This is a genomic window from Stenotrophomonas sp. SPM, assembly GCF_003105135.1.
Classification (GTDB): Bacteria; Pseudomonadota; Gammaproteobacteria; order Xanthomonadales; family Xanthomonadaceae; genus Stenotrophomonas.
Genome location: NZ_QETL01000033.1, coordinates 1 through 15,832, shown reverse-complemented (window position 1 = coordinate 15,832; position 15,832 = coordinate 1). Strand labels below are relative to the sequence as shown.

Genomic DNA, 15,832 nt, shown 5'->3' with positions numbered 1-15,832 from the left:
ATGCCAGCCGTGCGCCAGACGCACGGGTTCAGGTGCCAGGGCTGATTTCATGTGGGTGCCGACCGTTGGTCGGCACGCCCTTCGATGCAGCCGAGCGTTGGCTCGGCTCTACAAGTCGGCGTCGCACATCGACTTGATCGCGCGGCGCAGCCAGCGGTGTGCCGGATCGTTGTCCATGCGCGGGTGCCAGGCCTGCACCAGGGCCACCGTCCGCACCGGTACCGGCAGCGGGAACATGCGCAGCGGCAGCCCCATATAGGTGATGCGATCAAGCATGACGCTCGGCATCTGCGGCAGCACCAGATCCGACGATGCCGCCGCGAAGATCGCGCCATGGAAGGTGGGGATCACCATCGCCACCCGTCGGCGCAGGCCAAGCTGCGCCAGCTCATCATCGATCGGGCCATGGGCGATGCCGCGCCGCGAAACGGCGATGTGGTCGCAGGCAGCGAAGCGCTCGGCGGTGATGTCCCCATCAAACAGCGGATGATCCTCGCGCGCCGCACCCAGCAGCGCCGTGGTGAACAGATTCTGCACCTTGGTCTCCGGCGCATGCTTGCCGGCCGTGCTGATGAACAGGTCGATCCGGCCCTGCACCATCGCATCATCGTCTGTATCGCCTTCAGGCATGAAGCGCAGCGTGCAGCGCGGCGCCTGCTGGCGGAACACCTCGCGCAGGCGGCCGCCGTAGCTGCCGATGAACACATCGTTGGCGCGGATGCTGAAGGTGTGTTCCAGGGTCTGGATGTCCACTTCGCGGCCGTCGTGGAACACCCGGTACGCCTGCTCGATCACGTCGCGCACCTGTTCGCGCAGCTCCAGCGCGCGCGGGGTCGGCGCCAGGCCGCGGCCGGCGCGTACCAGCACCGGGTCGCCCAGCGCGTCGCGGATCCGTCCGAGGGTGCGGCTCATGGCCGGGGCACTGAGGTTCATGCGCCGTGCCGCGCCGGCGACGCTGCCTTCGTCCAGCAGGACATCCAGGGCGAGCAGCAGGTTCAGGTCAGGCAAGGGCATGGCAGTCTCCAGCAGATGGAATGACTCTACGACACCCTTGGCCAAAGTCGATTGCATCCCGTGCAGGTATTGCCTGCGCCGCACGGCATGGGTGCACGGCGCGGCATGGGCGACCATCACCGCCTGCCAAGGAGCCTCCCCATGTTCACCACCCTGCTGGTCGCCCTCGATGGCGACCCCCAGCACGACGCCCTGCTGGACCTAGTCACCCACGTTGCCGGCCCGCGCAGCCGCATCCACCTGCTCTGCGTGATCGACCCGGAGTTTGCCCTGCCCGCCGATGCCAGCGACGCCGACCGCCGCGAATACCCCGCCGCCGAACGCCAGCGGGCGAAGGCTGAAGGCCTGCTGCAGGACGCCATCGCACAGCTGCGCGAGCGTGGGGTGGATGCCCGCCCGCTGCTGCCGGCAGGCGATCCCGCCGAGGTGATCAGCACCCAGGCGCGCACGCTGGGGGCCGACCTGATCGTGATCGGCCATCGCCACCTGTCGCGGCTGCAGCGGCTGCTCGACAGCTCGGTGGCGCAGTGGACGCTGGACCACGCGCCGTGCCCGGTGCTGGTGGAAACGCGCGGCGGCTGACATCGCGCACGTTGCCCGCACGGTGCCGGGCCGCTATTGTTGTCCCATCAACCGAGACAAGGATCTGTCATGCGCAAGACCTTGATCTGTACCGGCCTGCTCCTGGCAATGTGTGCCGGCAGCGCCATCGCCAAGGAAGTGCCGCGCATCGACGCGAGCAGTGATGAAGCGGCCAGCAGCAGCTTCGCGGCCATGATCGATGCCCTGCCTGCTGCCAAGCAGGCGGAGCTGGCCGTCGCGATGCTCAAGCTCAACATGCGCGGCGTGAATAGCGCTTACGATCTCGTCGGCAGACCGGATCCGTCCATCGTGCCGATCAAGGACGATGTGAGCGGCATGACCGCCGCGGAGATCATCGCGCTGGCGCAGGATGCAAACGACGTCAAGATTGTCGACGTCACTGCCAACTGACATGCCACGCACAGACCCGGCTTCGTTGCCGGGCCTGTGCTGATCGCCAGGCCGGCAACGCCTCAGCAGTCGATCACGCCTTCCTCGCCGCTCTCGTCGTCCAGCACCCGTGCGTGCAGGGTCACCTGGTTGCGGCCGGCGCGCTTGGCGGCGTACAGGCCGGCATCGGCATCGGCCAGCAGCTGGTCGGCGCTGGCCGTGGCCGGCGGGTGCAGGTAGGCCACACCAATGCTGATGCTGACCGGGCCTTCGGGCAGGCTCAGCGCTTCCACCGCCATGCGTAGCCGCTCGGCCAGCGCCAGCACGCCCGACAGCGGACTGCCCGGCACGATCACCGCGAATTCCTCGCCGCCATAGCGCGCCACGCTGTCGGCCGCGCGCCCGGCTGTGGCCTGCAGCACCGCCGCCACCGCACGCAGGCAGCGGTCGCCGGCCGGGTGGCCGTGCTGGTCGTTGAATGCCTTGAAGTGGTCGATGTCCACCAGCAGCAGCGCCAGCTCGGTGCCGCTGCGGCGGGCGCGGTTCCACTCGGCCTGCAGCACGGTGTCGAACTGCCGCCGGTTGGCCACGCCGGTCAGGCCGTCCTGCCGCGCCAGCTGGTCGAGGGTGGCCTGGCCTTCCAGCAGATCGATCTGCAGCAGGGTGCTGCGCAGGCCGAAGCCCAGCGTGGCCACCACGAACCCGGCCACCGCCAGCGGCCGCGCGTGGTCCACCACCAGGGTGCCGACCACCAGCAGCAGCAACGGCAGGATCATCGGCCCACCGGCCTGCACCAGCCGCGACAGGCGCGGGTGCAGCACGTGCCCCGGCACCGGGGACTGGCGCAGGGCCAGCACCGCCAGCAGCAGGAACGGCACGTCGATCAGCAGGTCGTTGTAGGCACCGAAGGACTGCTCGGCGGTGTAGTGGTTGATGTAGTACGCCACCACCAGGTAGCCCAGCGCATACAGCGCCAGCGCACGGAAGAACGCACGACGCTCGGGCACGTCGCCGGCCAGCCAGCGCACCACCGCAAAGGCAGCGATGCACAGGTTCTGGATGTCGAACATGTGCTGCATGTTGGCCAGCGCCCCGCTGTCGATGTCGATGCGGTCGGCGAAGGCCTGGGTGTGCACGAAGAACAGCACGCCCAGCAGGGCGGCCATCAGCCCGTCGAGGAGGCTGATGGTCCAGCGCTCGCGGCGTGCCCGGGCCAGGATGAAGACCAGCGGCACGCCGTACAGGACATACAGCAGCAGGCTGGCGCTGGGGGTGATGTTGGAGCGGCCGGCGCTGAGCGCATCGACCATGTTGAAGCCCATGCCACCGGCCCACAGCAGCAGGGCCAGCGCGGTGGCACGCCAGCCCAGCGCCGCACGGTCGCGCTGGGCCCGCCACAGGCAGGCGGCGGCAGCCAGCAACGGTGCCGCGGTCAGGAAGGCGAATGACCCGCCACCGGCCGTCCCAGGCCAGAACGCCACGACCAACCCGTGCCACAGCACGTACAGCAGCGCCAGCACGACCGGCATGCACTACCCCCCCATCCGTAAGGCCGTATGCGCGCACCATAGCGCAGCGCGCGGCCACTGCGGCGTGATCCGCTTTGGAAAAAGCGGATCCGCGACGCTCGTGGGCCCACCGGGAGGCCGCTGGGCAGCCGCGACCCGTAAATGCGAAAATCCACCCCCATCCCAGCGAGCGCCTACGCGCCGGCCGCCCCCGAGATCCCGTGAAAACCCCCGAAGCCCTGCGCGCGCTGATCGACGACGGCGTGATCGATGAAGTACTACGCCCGCTCAAGAGCGGCAAGGAAGCGGCCGTGTACGTGGTACGCAGCGGCGACGAGGTGCGCTGCGCCAAGGTCTACAAGGACATGGCCCAGCGCAGCTTCCAGCAGCGCGTGCAGTACCAGGAAGGGCGCAAGGTGCGCGGCAGCCGCGAGGCGCGTGCGGTGGGCAAGGCCAGCAAGTACGGCCGCAAGCAGCAGGAAGCGGCCTGGAAGAACACCGAGGTGGACGCGCTGTACCTGCTGCGCGATGCCGGCGTGCGCGTGCCCGAGCCGTACGGGTATTACCACGGCGTGCTTGTGATGGAGCTGGTCACCGATGCCGACGGGTTCTCCGCCGCCCGCCTGGGCGAGGTGGAGCTGGAACCGGAGCAGGCCCGCCAGTTCCACCAGACCCTGGTCCGCCAGGTGGTGCGCATGCTGTGCTGCGGCCTGATCCATGGCGATCTCTCGCCGTACAACGTGCTGGTCGGTCCCGATGGCCCGGTGGTGATCGATTTCCCGCAGGTGGTCAGCGCAGGCGGCAACAACGCCGCGCGCAGCATGCTGCTGCGGGACGTCAACAACCTCACCGCGTACCTGGGCCGTTTCGCCCCCGAACTGCTGGACACCTGGTATGGCGAGGAAATGTGGGCGCTGTTCGAGGCGGGCAACCTGCTGCCGGACAGCGAGCTGACCGGCACCTTCGTGCACGATGAATCCACCATCGACCTGGACAGCGTGCGCCACGCCATCAACGATGCGCGCGAGGAAGCCTTGATCCGCCAGCAGGGCCGTGAAGCGGCGGAAGAAGACGACGACCGGTAGCGCCATGCCATGCGTGGCGGCTGGCCGCCCGCTTCCGTAGAGCCGGGCCCACGCTCGGCTGCTCTGGTCTCCAGCCGAGCATAGGCTCGGCTCTACAACTCAGGCGTGCAGCGCGCGGGCGTGGTGGGCGATGTGCTCGCCGATGAAGCTGGCGATGAAGTAATAGCTGTGGTCATAGCCCGGCTGCAGGCGCAGGGTCAGCGGGTGGCCGGCGGCCTCGCAGGTCTGCTGCAGGCGTTCGGGCTGCAGCTGGTTCTGCAGGAACTCATCCGCATCGCCCTGGTCGACCAGCAGCGGCAGGCGCTCGCTGGCATCGGCCACCAGCGCGGTGGCATCCCACTGCGCCCACTCGGCCGGGTTGTCCCCCAGATAGGCAGTGAACGCCTTCTGGCCCCACGGCACCTGGCTCGGCGCCACGATCGGCGAGAACGCCGACACGCTGCGGTAGTGGCCCGGGTTGCGCAGCGCCAGCACCAGCGCGCCGTGCCCACCCATCGAATGGCCACTGATCGCCCGCGCATCGCTGGCCGGGAAGTTCGCTTCGATCAGCGCCGGCAGTTCGTGCACCACGTAGTCATGCATGCGGTAGTGCTCCGCCCACGGCTGTTCGGTGGCGTTGAGATAGAAGCCTGCGCCCTTGCCCAGGTCGTAGCCTTCGGCATCGGCCACGTCATCGCCGCGCGGGCTGGTGTCCGGCGCCACCAGGATGACGCCATGTTCAGCGGCGTAGCGCTGCGCGCCGGCCTTGGTGATGACGTTCTGCTCGGTGCAGGTCAGGCCGCTCAGCCAGTACAGCACCGGCAGCGTCTGCGTGGCCGCCTGCGGCGGCAGGTACACGGCGAGCTGCATGTCGCAGCCGAGCGTGGTCGAGTGATGGCGATAGACGTCCTGCCAGCCGCCGAAACAGGCGCGGTGTTCGATGCGTTCCATGGAGTGCTCCCAGCGGCGGCAGGCACGCGGCCTGCCGCCTGGCGTGATTCAGAAGTGGACGACCGAGCGGATCGACTTGCCTTCATGCATCAGGTCGAAGGCTTCGTTGATCTTGTCCAGGTCCATGGTGTGGGTGACGAACGGGGCCAGTTCGATATTGCCCTTCATCGCGTCTTCCACCATGCCCGGCAGCTGGCTGCGGCCCTTCACGCCGCCGAACGCGGTGCCCATCCACTTGCGGCCAGTGACCAGCTGGAACGGACGGGTGGAGATTTCCTGGCCGGCACCGGCCACGCCGATCACCACGCTCTGGCCCCAGCCACGGTGTGCGCATTCCAGCGCCGCACGCATCACGCTGGTGTTGCCGATGCACTCGAAGCTGTGGTCCACGCCCCAGGTGGTCATTTCAACGATGACCTGCTGGATCGGCTTGTCGAAGTCCTTCGGGTTGATGCAGTCGGTGGCGCCGAATTCGCGGGCCAGCTCGAACTTGGACGGGTTGGTGTCCACCGCGATGATGCGGCCGGCCTTGGCCTGGCGCGCACCCTGGATGACCGCCAGGCCGATGCCGCCCAGGCCGAATACGGCCACGCTGTCGCCTTCCTGCACCTTGGCGGTGTTGTGCACCGCGCCGATGCCCGTGGTGACGCCGCAGCCGAGCAGGCAGACGTGTTCCGGGTTCGCTTCCGGATTGATCCTGGCCAGCGAGACGTCGGCCACCACGGTGTACTCGCTGAAGGTCGAGCAGCCCATGTAGTGGTAGATCGGCTCGCCGTTGTAGCTGAAGCGGCTGGTGCCGTCGGGCATCACGCCCTTGCCCTGGGTGGCACGCACCGATACGCACAGGTTGGTCTTGCCGCTCTTGCAGAACAGGCACTCGCCGCACTCGGCGGTGTACAGCGGAATCACGTGGTCGCCCGGCTTGACGCTGGTCACGCCCTCGCCCACTTCCACCACGATGCCGGCGCCTTCATGACCCAGCACCACCGGGAACAGGCCTTCCGGATCATCGCCGGACAGGGTGAACGCATCGGTGTGGCAGACACCGGTGTGGGTGATCTTGACCAGTACTTCGCCGGCCTTCGGCGGGGCGACGTCGATCTCGACGATCTGCAGCGGCTGGCCGGGACCAAAGGCGACGGCGGCACGGGATTTCATGGCGGACTCTCCAAAAGACAGGCAGTAACAGGATGGGCGGCGCTATGTTGCGCCGTTGTTTATTTCAGGTACGAGCGGATCAAACCGCTCATCTCGCGCACGCGTTCGGCGCGTTGTTCATCGGAGGTGGCCGGCTGGCCGAATTCCTCGCGCAGGTGGGCTTCCATCACCTCGGACATCAGCCCGTTGACCGCGCCACGGATGGCCGCGATCTGCTGCAGCACCGGCCCGCAGTCGGCGCCTGCCTCCAGCGCGCGGTCCAGCGCATCGCACTGGCCGCGGATGCGGCGCACGCGGGCCAGGACCTTTTTCTTTTCTTCGGGGGAATGCGGCATGGCGGGCCACCTGCGGAACTATACTGGGGGATAGTATACACGTGCGGCGCCGGTGCTCAATCCGCGGGGCGTTCCAGGGCATTCAGTCGAACGCACCCGCCGCGGCCAGCCGGGTCAGTTCATCCACCACGAAGCGCACTTTCGGCCGCAGGTGGCGGGTCGGCGGCCACAGTGCGTGAATCTCGATATGCCGCTGCATGCACTCGTCCAGCACCGATTGCAGGGCACCCGACTGCAGGTGCCGACGGACCAGCGAGACCGGCATCTGGCAGATGCCAAGCCCTGCGATGGCGCCGTCGATCACCGCATCGCCATCGTTGAGCTGGTGGGTGGCCTGCGGAATGAAGGTGCCGCCCTCGCCGTCCGGGCCGATCCGCCACGCCATCGGCTGGCCGTGGCGGTAGCCGACGATGCTGCGGTGCTGACGCAGCTCGTCCACGCTGCGCGGCACGCCGTGCGCCTGCAGGTAGGACGGCGCGGCGCAGGTGACCAGGCGCTGGCTGCCCAGCCGGCGCGCCACCAGGTGCTCTGCCTGCTGCAGGCCACCGAAGCGGATCAGCAGGTCTATGCCTTCCTCGATCGGGTCGACGAAGTGGTCGGTGAAGGTCACCGTCAGCTGCAGGTCCGGGTACTGCTGGCAGAGCTTGAGCAGCACCGGCATCACCACCAGGCGGCCGAACGACGAAGGCATGTCGATGCGCAGGCGCCCGCTGGGCAGGTGCGCGGCCGAGCCCAGGCAGGCCTCGGCGGCGGAGATTTCATCCAACGCGGCCGCGCACGAGGCGTAATAGGCCTCGCCGTCGGTGGTCAGCGAGATGCGCCGGGTGGTGCGGTGGAACAGGCGCACGCCCAGCCGCGCCTCCAGCCGCGCGATGGCCTTGCCCACCGCCGAGCGCGAGATGCCCAGCGCCTCGGCCGCTTCGGTGAAGGTGCTGGCACGGGCCGTGGTGACGAAGGTCACCAGGCCGTTCAGGGATTCCACGGGCAGCATCTGCAGCTTCCATTGGGGACACCATGTCCCGCCAAATGGGAAATCGAAGCTCTTTATGTGCCTCTATGTCAACTCCATCCTGTGTGCATGGCGCCGCGGGCGCCCTCCCCCACACCGAGATGACCGAGATGACCGACCTGCTGTTCCGCCCCTTCGACCTGGCGGGAACCCCGCTGCACAACCGCATTGCCATGGCGCCGATGACCCGTGCCCGCAACCCCGGCGCCGTGGCCAACGAGCTGACCGCGCAGTACTACCGGCAGCGCGCCAGCGCCGGCCTGATCATCAGCGAAGGTACGCCGGTCTCGCCGCAGGGCCAGGGCTACATCGACGTGCCGGGCATCTGGTCAGCCGAACAGGTGGCGGGCTGGAAGCTGGTGACCGACGCGGTACACGCCGCGCAGGGCACGATCTTCGCCCAGCTGTGGCACGTCGGCCGCATGTCGCACAGCTCGCTGCAGCCCGACGGCGGCCAGCCGGTCAGCGCCGGTACGCGTGCGGTTGGCAGCGACCCGCGCAACTTCGCCTTCGTGTACCTGGATGACGGCAGCCGCGGCCGCGTCGATCCGACCCCGCCGCGCGCCCTGCGCACCGACGAGGTACCGGCCATCGTCAGCGACTTCGTGCGTGGCGCGGAAAATGCCATCGCCGCCGGCTTCGATGGCATCGAACTGCACGCCGCCAACGGCTACCTGTTCGAGCAGTTCCTCAACCCGCTCACCAACGATCGGCAGGACCTCTACGGCGGCTCGCTGCGCAACCGCGCACGACTGATCCTGGACACCGTGGATGCACTGGCCGCGAGCATCGGCGCGCACCGCGTCGGCGTGCGCCTGGCACCGAACAGCCAGGTCTTCGACATGCCGGCCTATGCCGAGAACGAAGCCAGCTACCTGTACCTGGCCGAAGAACTGGGCAAGCGCGGGCTGGCCTACGTGCATCTGAATGACAACTACCTGCGCGGCGAGCGCGCCATCGGCGAAGACTTCCTGAAGGCCTTCAAGCAGGCGTACGGAGGCACCGTGCTGCTGGCCGGCGGCATGACCCGTGAGTACGCCCTGCGCCTGGTCGACGAAGGCACGATCGACATCGCCGCCTTCGGCCAGCCGTTCATCGCCAACCCGGATCTGGTCGAGCGCCTGCAGCAGGACATCGCACTGGCCGCGCCGGATCGCGACACCTACTACGGTGGTGGCCGCGAGGGTTATCTGGATTACCCGACGGCGAGCTGATCGATCATGGGGTCGGAGCCCTTTCCAACGGAAAGGGATCCGATCCCTGCCTTCAAGCGCCCTCGCGCACGTAGGCGAACGACTCGTCCAGCCGCGGGAAGCCGATCACCTGCTTCACCAGCGCCTGCGCTTCCTCGTCGGTGATCCGCCCTGCGGCGACGTCATCGGTGCGCGCGAACAAGTCCTCCAGCGCCGTCGCCTGGTCGTCGCGCAACCAGCCGCGATGGCTGCCCAGCCAGGCCTGCAGGTTGGCGGCCAGATCACCTTCGACCAGCGTCGTGTACTCCGCTTCCAGTTCCGTCACCGCTTCCACCATCTTGCGGAACAGGAAGTCCTGCAGGTTGGCGGCCAGCACGTCGGCACGGTCGTCGTCGTGCCAGACCAGCAGCACCGGCGCTTCGGCGAACCCCGGCGCGTTGGTCCAGAAGCAGTAGGTATCGCCAGCACCACTGCGCGCGAACGGCAGCAGCTGCAGGTCCTCGCGCAGCGGGTTGTAGTGGTCCTCGGCGGTCAGGTCTTCCCAGGCTTCGCGCAGTTCGCCCCGTTCGATCGGCTCGAACTCGTTGGCGTGCAGCAGCAGCGGCGGCTGTGCCAGCAGGGTGGGAAACACCTCGCGGAACCACGGGTTACCCAACGCGCCCCAATCCGCGCGACCCTCGGCGGCGAGATGAACCGGCATCCCGCTGCGGCACGTCTAGACTGCACGCAACCGGCCGCCGCAGACCCGTGCCATGGACTCCCCCGCCCCCACCTTCATCGTCAACATCGATGTGCCCGATCTGGCCGCTGCCGAAGCGTTCTACGTCGCAGCCTTCGGCCTGTACGTCGGCCGCCGGCTGGGGACCGGCGCGCTTGAACTGCTGGGCGGCCCGACCGCGCTGTACCTGCTGCAGAGTGATGCGGGCAGCGTGGCCACCGACGAAGGCGACGTGCGCGATTACGAGCGGCACCGGACGCCGCTGCACCTGGACTGGGTGGTGGAAGACATCAACGTCGCGCTGTCACGCGCAGTGGCCGCCGGCGCGGTGATCGAACTGCCGGTGAGCGAACGTCGCTGGGGACGGCTGGCAGTGCTGGCCGATCCATTCGGGCATGGGTTCTGCCTGATCCAGTTCGTCGGCCTGGGGTATGACGCGCTGGTGGAGTGATTGGCCACACGGGTGGGTGCCGACCGTTGGTCGGCACTGCAACCCGCCTTACTCCCGCAGCATATCCACGAACGCGCGCAGCGCCGACGACATCTGCCGTTGCTTCGGGTAATACAGCACGAAGCCGGGAAACGGCTCGCTCCAGTCCTGCAGCACCGCCACCATCGTCCCGGCCTCGACATGCGGGCGCGCGGCATCTTCCAGCACGTAGGCCAGGCCAAAACCATCGAGCACCGCGCGCATGATGGTGGTCTGCTCGCTCAGCGTCAGCCGCCCGCGCACGTCGATTTCCAGCGACTGCCCATCGCGGTCGAACTGCCACTTGTACAGGTGCCCGCTGGCGAAACGGAAGCGGATGCATTCGTGCTGCAGCAGGTCGCGCGGGTGCTGCGGTGCAGGGTGCTGGCGCAGGTACGCCGGCGAGGCCACGATCATGCCGTGCAGGGCCGGTCCCAGCGGCACCGCCACCATGTCCTCGGGCACGAACTCGTGCAGGCGCACGCCGGCATCGAAGCCGTCGGCAACGATGTCGACCAGCCCATCGTTCTCGGTCAGTTCCAGCCGCACATCCGGATGCGCGCGCAGGAAGCGGGTCAGCCGCGGACCGAGCTGGGTCGGCACCGCCGCGCGCGCCGCGTTGATGCGCAGCAGGCCGGTCGGGCTGTCCCTGAACTGGTTCATCTCTTCCAGCGCGTCGTGCACCTGGCCCAGCGCCGGCTGCAGCCGGTCCAGCAGGCGCTGCCCGGCCTCGGTCAGGGCCACGCTGCGGGTGGTGCGGTGGAACAGGCCCACGCCCAGCCGCTCTTCCAGCGCGCGGATCGCATAGCTCACCGCCGAGGTCGACAGGGTCAGCTCGCCGCCGGCCTTGCGGAAACTGCGGTGGCGGGCCACGGCGGCGAAGGCGGCCAGGTGGGAGAGATTGTCAGAGGCCATTGTGCAGTCTGCCTTGATGAATCATGCCGATTTCCAGGCTTTGTGGGCCGGTACGAGGGGCGTATTGTAAAGCGCCTTTCGACAAACCCCGCCAAGGATTCCCCATGTCCCTCGCCCATGGTTATGCGGTACGTACCAACACCGCCCCGCTCGAGCCCTTCACCTTCGAACGTCGCGCCGTCGGCGCCAACGACATCCGCATCGAAGTGCTGTACAGCGGCATCTGCCATTCCGACCTGCACCAGGCCCGCGACGATTGGGGCGGCGCCGAATACCCGATGGTGCCGGGCCACGAGATCATCGGCCGCGTGGTCGAAGTCGGCCCGTCCGTCACCACCCTGAAGGTCGGCGACTTCGCCGGCGTCGGCTGCATGGTCGATTCCTGCCGCCACTGCGATGCCTGCGACCACGACCTGGAGCAGTACTGCGAAAAGGGCCCGACGTACACCTACAACAGCCACGACCGCAACACAGGCGAGCTGACCATGGGCGGTTACTCCGACCACATCGTGGTCGAGCAGCGCTTCGTGGTGAAGGTCTCTGAAAAGCTGGACCTGAAGGCCGCCGCGCCGCTGCTGTGCGCCGGCATCACCACCTACTCGCCGCTGCGCCACTGGAAGGTCGGCCCGGGCCAGAAGGTCGGCGTGATCGGCCTGGGTGGCCTCGGCCACATGGGCGTGAAGTTCGCCAAGGCGATGGGCGCCACCGTGGTGATGATCACCACCACCCCGGAAAAGGGTGCCGACGCCAAGCGCCTGGGCGCCGACGAAGTGCTGGTCTCGCGCGACGCGGAGCAGATGAAGGCCCACGCCAACAGCTTCGACTTCCTGCTCAACACGGTGCCGGTCAGCCATGACACCAACCCGTACATGAGCCTGCTCAAGCGCGATGCCACCATGTGCCTGGTCGGCGTCATCACCGAACTGGACCCGCCGCTGATGGGTGGCACGGTCATCTTCGGCCGCAAGCACGTCACCGGCTCGGCCATCGGCGGCATGGCCGAAACCCAGGAAATGATGGACTTCTGCGCCGAGCACGGCATCGTCAGCGAAGTTGAAGTGATCAACATCAAGGACGTGAACCAGGCCTGGGAGCGCATGGCGAAGAACGATGTGCGCTACCGCTTCGTGATCGACATGGCCACCATCAAGGCCTGATCGCTGCGCTGATGGAATGAAAAAACCCCGGCCTTGCCGGGGTTTTTTTGCGTACAACACCCGCCGGGCATGGCCTGGCGCTACCGGATCCGTGAGGGGTAGCGCCGGGCCATGCCCGGAGGGCACATTTTCAGTACGCGAACTCGCGGAACACCGGTTCGACGTCGCCGTGCCAGCGGCCATGGAACAGCGCCAGCTTGCGCTCGGCCGGGGTCAGGCCCGATTCGACGATCTCCTGCAGCACGTCCAGGAACTTGCTTTCGTCCTGGCCATCGGCATTGCGCGCACCGCGGCGCTTGAGGCCTTCCACGGAAATCTTCACGGCTTCGCGGGCCAGGTCGCGCACGGTGCCGTTGCGGAACGGCAGGCCCATGGCGTACTTCGGCACGCCGTCGCGCAACGCGTGGCGCTCGGCCAGGCTGAAATCACGCACCAGGTCCCAGGCCGCATCCAGCGCGGTGTCGTCGTACAGCAGGCCCACCCAGAACGCCGGCAGTGCACACAGGCGGCTCCACGGACCACCGTCGGCACCGCGCATTTCCAGGTACTTCTTCAGCCGCACTTCCGGGAAGGCGGTGGTCATGTGGTCCGACCAGTCACGCAGCGTCGGCAGCGCACCCGGCAGCACCGGCAGCCTGCCCTGCATGAAATCGCGGAAGCTCTGCCCGCTGGCGTCGTGGTAGATGCCATCGCGGTAGGAGAAGTACATCGGCACGTCAAGCAGGTAATCGACATAACGCTCGTAACCGAAGCCATCCTCGAACACGAAGTCGAGCATGCCGGTACGATCGGCGTCGGTGTCGGTCCAGATATGCGAGCGGTAGCTCAGGTAGCCATTCGGCTTGCCTTCGGTGAACGGCGAATCGGCGAACAGCGCGGTGGCGATCGGCTGCAGCGCCAGCGACACGCGGAACTTCTTCACCATGTCCGCTTCGGTGGCGTAATCCAGGTTGACCTGCACGGTGGAGGTGCGGGTCATCATGTCCAGGCCCAGCGAACCGACCTTGGGCATGTACGAACGCATGATCCTGTAGCGGCCCTTGGGCATCCACGGCATTTCATCGCGCGTCCACTTCGGCTGGAAGCCCATGCCGAGGAAGCCGAGCTGCAGTTCGCCGGCCACCTGTGCCACTTCGTTCAAGTGGGTGCCGGTTTCCACGCAGGTCTGGTGGATGGTTTCCAGCGCCGCGCCGGACAGTTCCAACTGGCCGGCCGGCTCCAGCGTCACCGAAGCGTTGTCACGCAGCAGGGCGATGGTGTTGCCGTTTTCCTGCACCGGCTCCCAGCCGAAGCGGGTCAGGCCGTTGAGCAGGGCTTCGATGCCGCGCTCGCCTTCGAAGGTCGGCGGGCGAAGATCGTCCAGGCGGAACCCGAACTTCTCGTGTTCGGTACCGATGCGCCACTGCGCACGGGGCTTTTCGCCGGAGGCAAGCACCTCGACCAGCTCCGAGCGGTCGGTAATGGGCGTATCGGCGACGTGGCTGGGGCTCGACAAGGGGAGGACTCGCTGGACAGTGGCAGGGGATGTAGGGCTGGGGGCCTTCCATCGCAAGGGCGCACTATAGCGTGGCGGCCCTTCGCAGCATGCGACGGTGACGGGTTTCAGCATCCTACCGACGACCTCTTGACCCCCGTACACTCAGGCCATGAACCGCCATTCACGACACCCGGAACTGCACCGCGCCGACCGCGTCGGCTGGCTGCGCGCCGCCGTGCTGGGGGCCAACGACGGCATCGTCTCGGTCGCCGGCCTGGTGGTCGGCGTGGCCGCCAGCGGTGCCTCGGCCAGCACGATCCTGGCCACCGGCGTGGCCGGCACCGTGGCCGGCGCGATGTCGATGGCCGCCGGAGAGTACGTTTCAGTGCAGACCCAGGCCGACACCGAAGCGGCCGACCTGGCCGTGGAAATGCGCGAGCTGCACGAAGACCCGCACAGCGAGCTGGACGAGCTGACGGCGATCTACCGCCATCGCGGCCTGCAGCCGGCACTGGCCCGGCAGGTGGCCGAGCAGCTGACCGCACACGATGCGCTGGGCGCACACGCACGCGACGAACTCGGCATCACCGACACCCTTCGCGCACGCCCGCTGCAGGCCGCGCTGGCCTCGGCCGGCGCGTTTACCTGCGGCGCCGCACTGCCGGTGCTGACCGCCCTGTTCTCCAGCACGGCGCAGGTCACGGTGGCCACCACCGCCAGCACCCTGATCGGCCTGTGCCTGACCGGCGCGGTGGCCGCGCGTGCCGGTGGCGCGCCGCCGCTGCGCGGCGCGGTGCGGGTGATGTTCTGGGGCGCACTGGCGATGGCCGCCGCCGCGGGCATCGGCAAGCTGCTGGGAGCCCACCTGTCATGACCACGATGCTGCCCCCTGACATTGCCCTGCTGGCCGAGATGGCCAGCCTGGCCGGCTGCGACCGTGCCGAAGGCTACGCCTGCATCACCGCGCGTCGCGAACACGGCGCCAGTTCGGTGGAGATACCGCAGCCGCAGTTCGTGATCCTGCTGGAAGGCAGCAAGCAGGTACGCACCGCGCACCAGTCGCTGACCGCACACGCAGGTGACATGCTGCTGTTTACCCAGCGCTGCCGGATCGATGTGGTCAACACCCCCGACGCGGGCACCGGCCGCTACCTCGGCGCCATCGTGCCGCTGTGCGCGGAAGTACTGAGCGCAGCGCGCACGCTGTGGAGCGAAGCACTGCCTGCGCCCGGCGATGCGATCGCGCAGCCGCGGCTGATCGACCACGGCACGGTACTGCGGCGCTGGCGCCAGGCACTGCAGGACGGGCATTACAGTGAAGCACGGCTGGCCCTGGCCGAACTGGTGCTGGCCTGGTGCCGGCAGGGCCACGGCAATCTGCTGTTGCCGCAGGCCCCAAGCCTGGGTGAGCAGATCCGCGACCGCATCGCGGCCGAACCGGCGCGTGACTGGCAGTCGCGCGATGTGGAAGACCAGTTCGCGCTGAGCGGCGCGACCCTGCGCCGGCGCCTCGCCGCCGAACGCACCAGCCTTCGCCAGCTGTTGACCGAGGCGCGACTGGCGCACGGCATGACGCTGCTGTACACGACCGATCTACCGCTGAAGACCGTGGCCGCCCGCGCGGGGTATCGCTCGGCGGCGAGTTTCAGCAAGCGCTTCGCCGAGCAGTACGGGCTGGCTCCGACAGACATCTAAGGGTGGGGTTGTCTGGCAGGGCTTGCAGCCCTGCACCTGCTCAACGTCAACGTCAACGTCAAAAGCCTGCATTCCGTGGGGTGGCGGGGCACTGTGGATTTGCGGGGACGGCGCAAGTACGTCCATGTAGCCTTGGTCGCCGCATCCATGCGGCTCACACCCCGCAACCCCACAGTGCCCCGCCTTCGACAGGTTCA

Annotated in this window: 17 protein-coding genes; 8 read left to right on the top strand and 9 right to left on the bottom strand. The window is 68.0% G+C overall.

The annotated features are described in order from the left end of the window. Window positions 1-108: 108 nt before the first annotated feature. Window positions 109-1,014, bottom strand: coding sequence for a LysR family transcriptional regulator (locus tag DCO49_RS09490; RefSeq protein ID WP_116863834.1), 906 nt, complete (start codon window positions 1,012-1,014; stop codon window positions 109-111). A gap of 141 nt (window positions 1,015-1,155) precedes the next feature. Between DCO49_RS09490 and DCO49_RS09485 the strand changes: the two genes are divergently transcribed. Next, window positions 1,156-1,596: a universal stress protein gene (locus tag DCO49_RS09485; protein WP_116863833.1), complete on the top strand. Its 441-nt coding sequence runs from the start codon at window positions 1,156-1,158 to the stop codon at window positions 1,594-1,596. 69 nt (window positions 1,597-1,665) lie between these two features. Then, on the top strand, window positions 1,666-2,007 hold the full coding sequence (locus DCO49_RS09480; RefSeq protein WP_116863832.1) for a hypothetical protein: 342 nt from the start codon (window positions 1,666-1,668) through the stop codon (window positions 2,005-2,007). Between the two features lie 62 nt (window positions 2,008-2,069). Here DCO49_RS09480 and DCO49_RS09475 read toward each other — a convergent pair whose 3' ends face one another. Then, entirely contained in the window at window positions 2,070-3,515 is a 1,446-nt protein-coding gene (locus tag DCO49_RS09475; protein ID WP_116863831.1) for a GGDEF domain-containing protein, read from the bottom strand. A gap of 200 nt (window positions 3,516-3,715) precedes the next feature. On the opposite strand from DCO49_RS09475, the gene DCO49_RS09470 reads away from it, so the two are divergent. Further along, complete coding sequence (locus tag DCO49_RS09470; RefSeq protein WP_116863830.1) at window positions 3,716-4,579, top strand: PA4780 family RIO1-like protein kinase; 864 nt, start codon at window positions 3,716-3,718, stop codon at window positions 4,577-4,579. A gap of 99 nt (window positions 4,580-4,678) precedes the next feature. Here the strand turns inward: DCO49_RS09470 and fghA are convergent, their stop codons facing one another. From fghA to DCO49_RS09450, 4 genes are all read right to left on the bottom strand, one after another. Next, the gene (gene fghA / locus DCO49_RS09465; protein ID WP_116863829.1) at window positions 4,679-5,509 is read right to left on the bottom strand and encodes an S-formylglutathione hydrolase; all 831 of its coding nucleotides are present in this window, start codon (window positions 5,507-5,509) and stop codon (window positions 4,679-4,681) included. A 48-nt stretch (window positions 5,510-5,557) separates the two neighbouring features. Beyond that, complete coding sequence (locus DCO49_RS09460) at window positions 5,558-6,667, bottom strand: S-(hydroxymethyl)glutathione dehydrogenase/class III alcohol dehydrogenase (protein ID WP_116863828.1); 1,110 nt, start codon at window positions 6,665-6,667, stop codon at window positions 5,558-5,560. A gap of 59 nt (window positions 6,668-6,726) precedes the next feature. Continuing rightward, on the bottom strand, window positions 6,727-7,002 hold the full coding sequence (locus DCO49_RS09455; RefSeq protein WP_079223297.1) for a metal/formaldehyde-sensitive transcriptional repressor: 276 nt from the start codon (window positions 7,000-7,002) through the stop codon (window positions 6,727-6,729). 82 nt (window positions 7,003-7,084) lie between these two features. Further along, window positions 7,085-7,993, bottom strand: coding sequence for a LysR family transcriptional regulator (locus DCO49_RS09450; protein WP_116863827.1), 909 nt, complete (start codon window positions 7,991-7,993; stop codon window positions 7,085-7,087). Between the two features lie 128 nt (window positions 7,994-8,121). Between DCO49_RS09450 and DCO49_RS09445 the strand changes: the two genes are divergently transcribed. Further along, complete coding sequence (locus DCO49_RS09445) at window positions 8,122-9,225, top strand: alkene reductase (RefSeq protein WP_116863852.1); 1,104 nt, start codon at window positions 8,122-8,124, stop codon at window positions 9,223-9,225. A 52-nt stretch (window positions 9,226-9,277) separates the two neighbouring features. Here DCO49_RS09445 and DCO49_RS09440 read toward each other — a convergent pair whose 3' ends face one another. Next, window positions 9,278-9,904, bottom strand: coding sequence for an SMI1/KNR4 family protein (locus DCO49_RS09440; RefSeq protein WP_243402703.1), 627 nt, complete (start codon window positions 9,902-9,904; stop codon window positions 9,278-9,280). 52 nt (window positions 9,905-9,956) lie between these two features. Between DCO49_RS09440 and DCO49_RS09435 the strand changes: the two genes are divergently transcribed. Next, a complete protein-coding gene (locus DCO49_RS09435) occupies window positions 9,957-10,373 on the top strand; it encodes a VOC family protein (RefSeq protein WP_116863826.1) in 417 nt (138 codons plus the stop codon). A gap of 48 nt (window positions 10,374-10,421) precedes the next feature. Here the strand turns inward: DCO49_RS09435 and DCO49_RS09430 are convergent, their stop codons facing one another. Further along, window positions 10,422-11,306, bottom strand: coding sequence for a LysR family transcriptional regulator (locus tag DCO49_RS09430; protein WP_116863825.1), 885 nt, complete (start codon window positions 11,304-11,306; stop codon window positions 10,422-10,424). A gap of 104 nt (window positions 11,307-11,410) precedes the next feature. Here DCO49_RS09430 and DCO49_RS09425 point away from each other — a divergent pair, with 104 nt between their 5' ends. Continuing rightward, window positions 11,411-12,463, top strand: a complete 1,053-nt coding sequence (locus DCO49_RS09425) for an NAD(P)-dependent alcohol dehydrogenase (protein WP_116863824.1) — start codon at window positions 11,411-11,413, stop codon at window positions 12,461-12,463. A gap of 130 nt (window positions 12,464-12,593) precedes the next feature. Here DCO49_RS09425 and DCO49_RS09420 read toward each other — a convergent pair whose 3' ends face one another. Then, window positions 12,594-13,958 carry a glutamate--cysteine ligase gene (locus DCO49_RS09420; RefSeq protein ID WP_116863823.1) on the bottom strand — a complete coding sequence of 455 codons (1,365 nt, stop codon included), beginning with the start codon at window positions 13,956-13,958 and terminating at the stop codon, window positions 12,594-12,596. A gap of 151 nt (window positions 13,959-14,109) precedes the next feature. Here DCO49_RS09420 and DCO49_RS09415 point away from each other — a divergent pair, with 151 nt between their 5' ends. Both DCO49_RS09415 and DCO49_RS09410 read left to right on the top strand, forming a co-directional pair. Then, window positions 14,110-14,814, top strand: coding sequence for a VIT family protein (locus DCO49_RS09415; protein WP_116863822.1), 705 nt, complete (start codon window positions 14,110-14,112; stop codon window positions 14,812-14,814). After that, a complete protein-coding gene (locus tag DCO49_RS09410; RefSeq protein ID WP_116863821.1) occupies window positions 14,811-15,635 on the top strand; it encodes an AraC family transcriptional regulator in 825 nt (274 codons plus the stop codon). Before DCO49_RS09415 ends, DCO49_RS09410 begins: the two co-directional genes overlap by 4 nt. Window positions 15,636-15,832 lie beyond the last annotated feature (197 nt).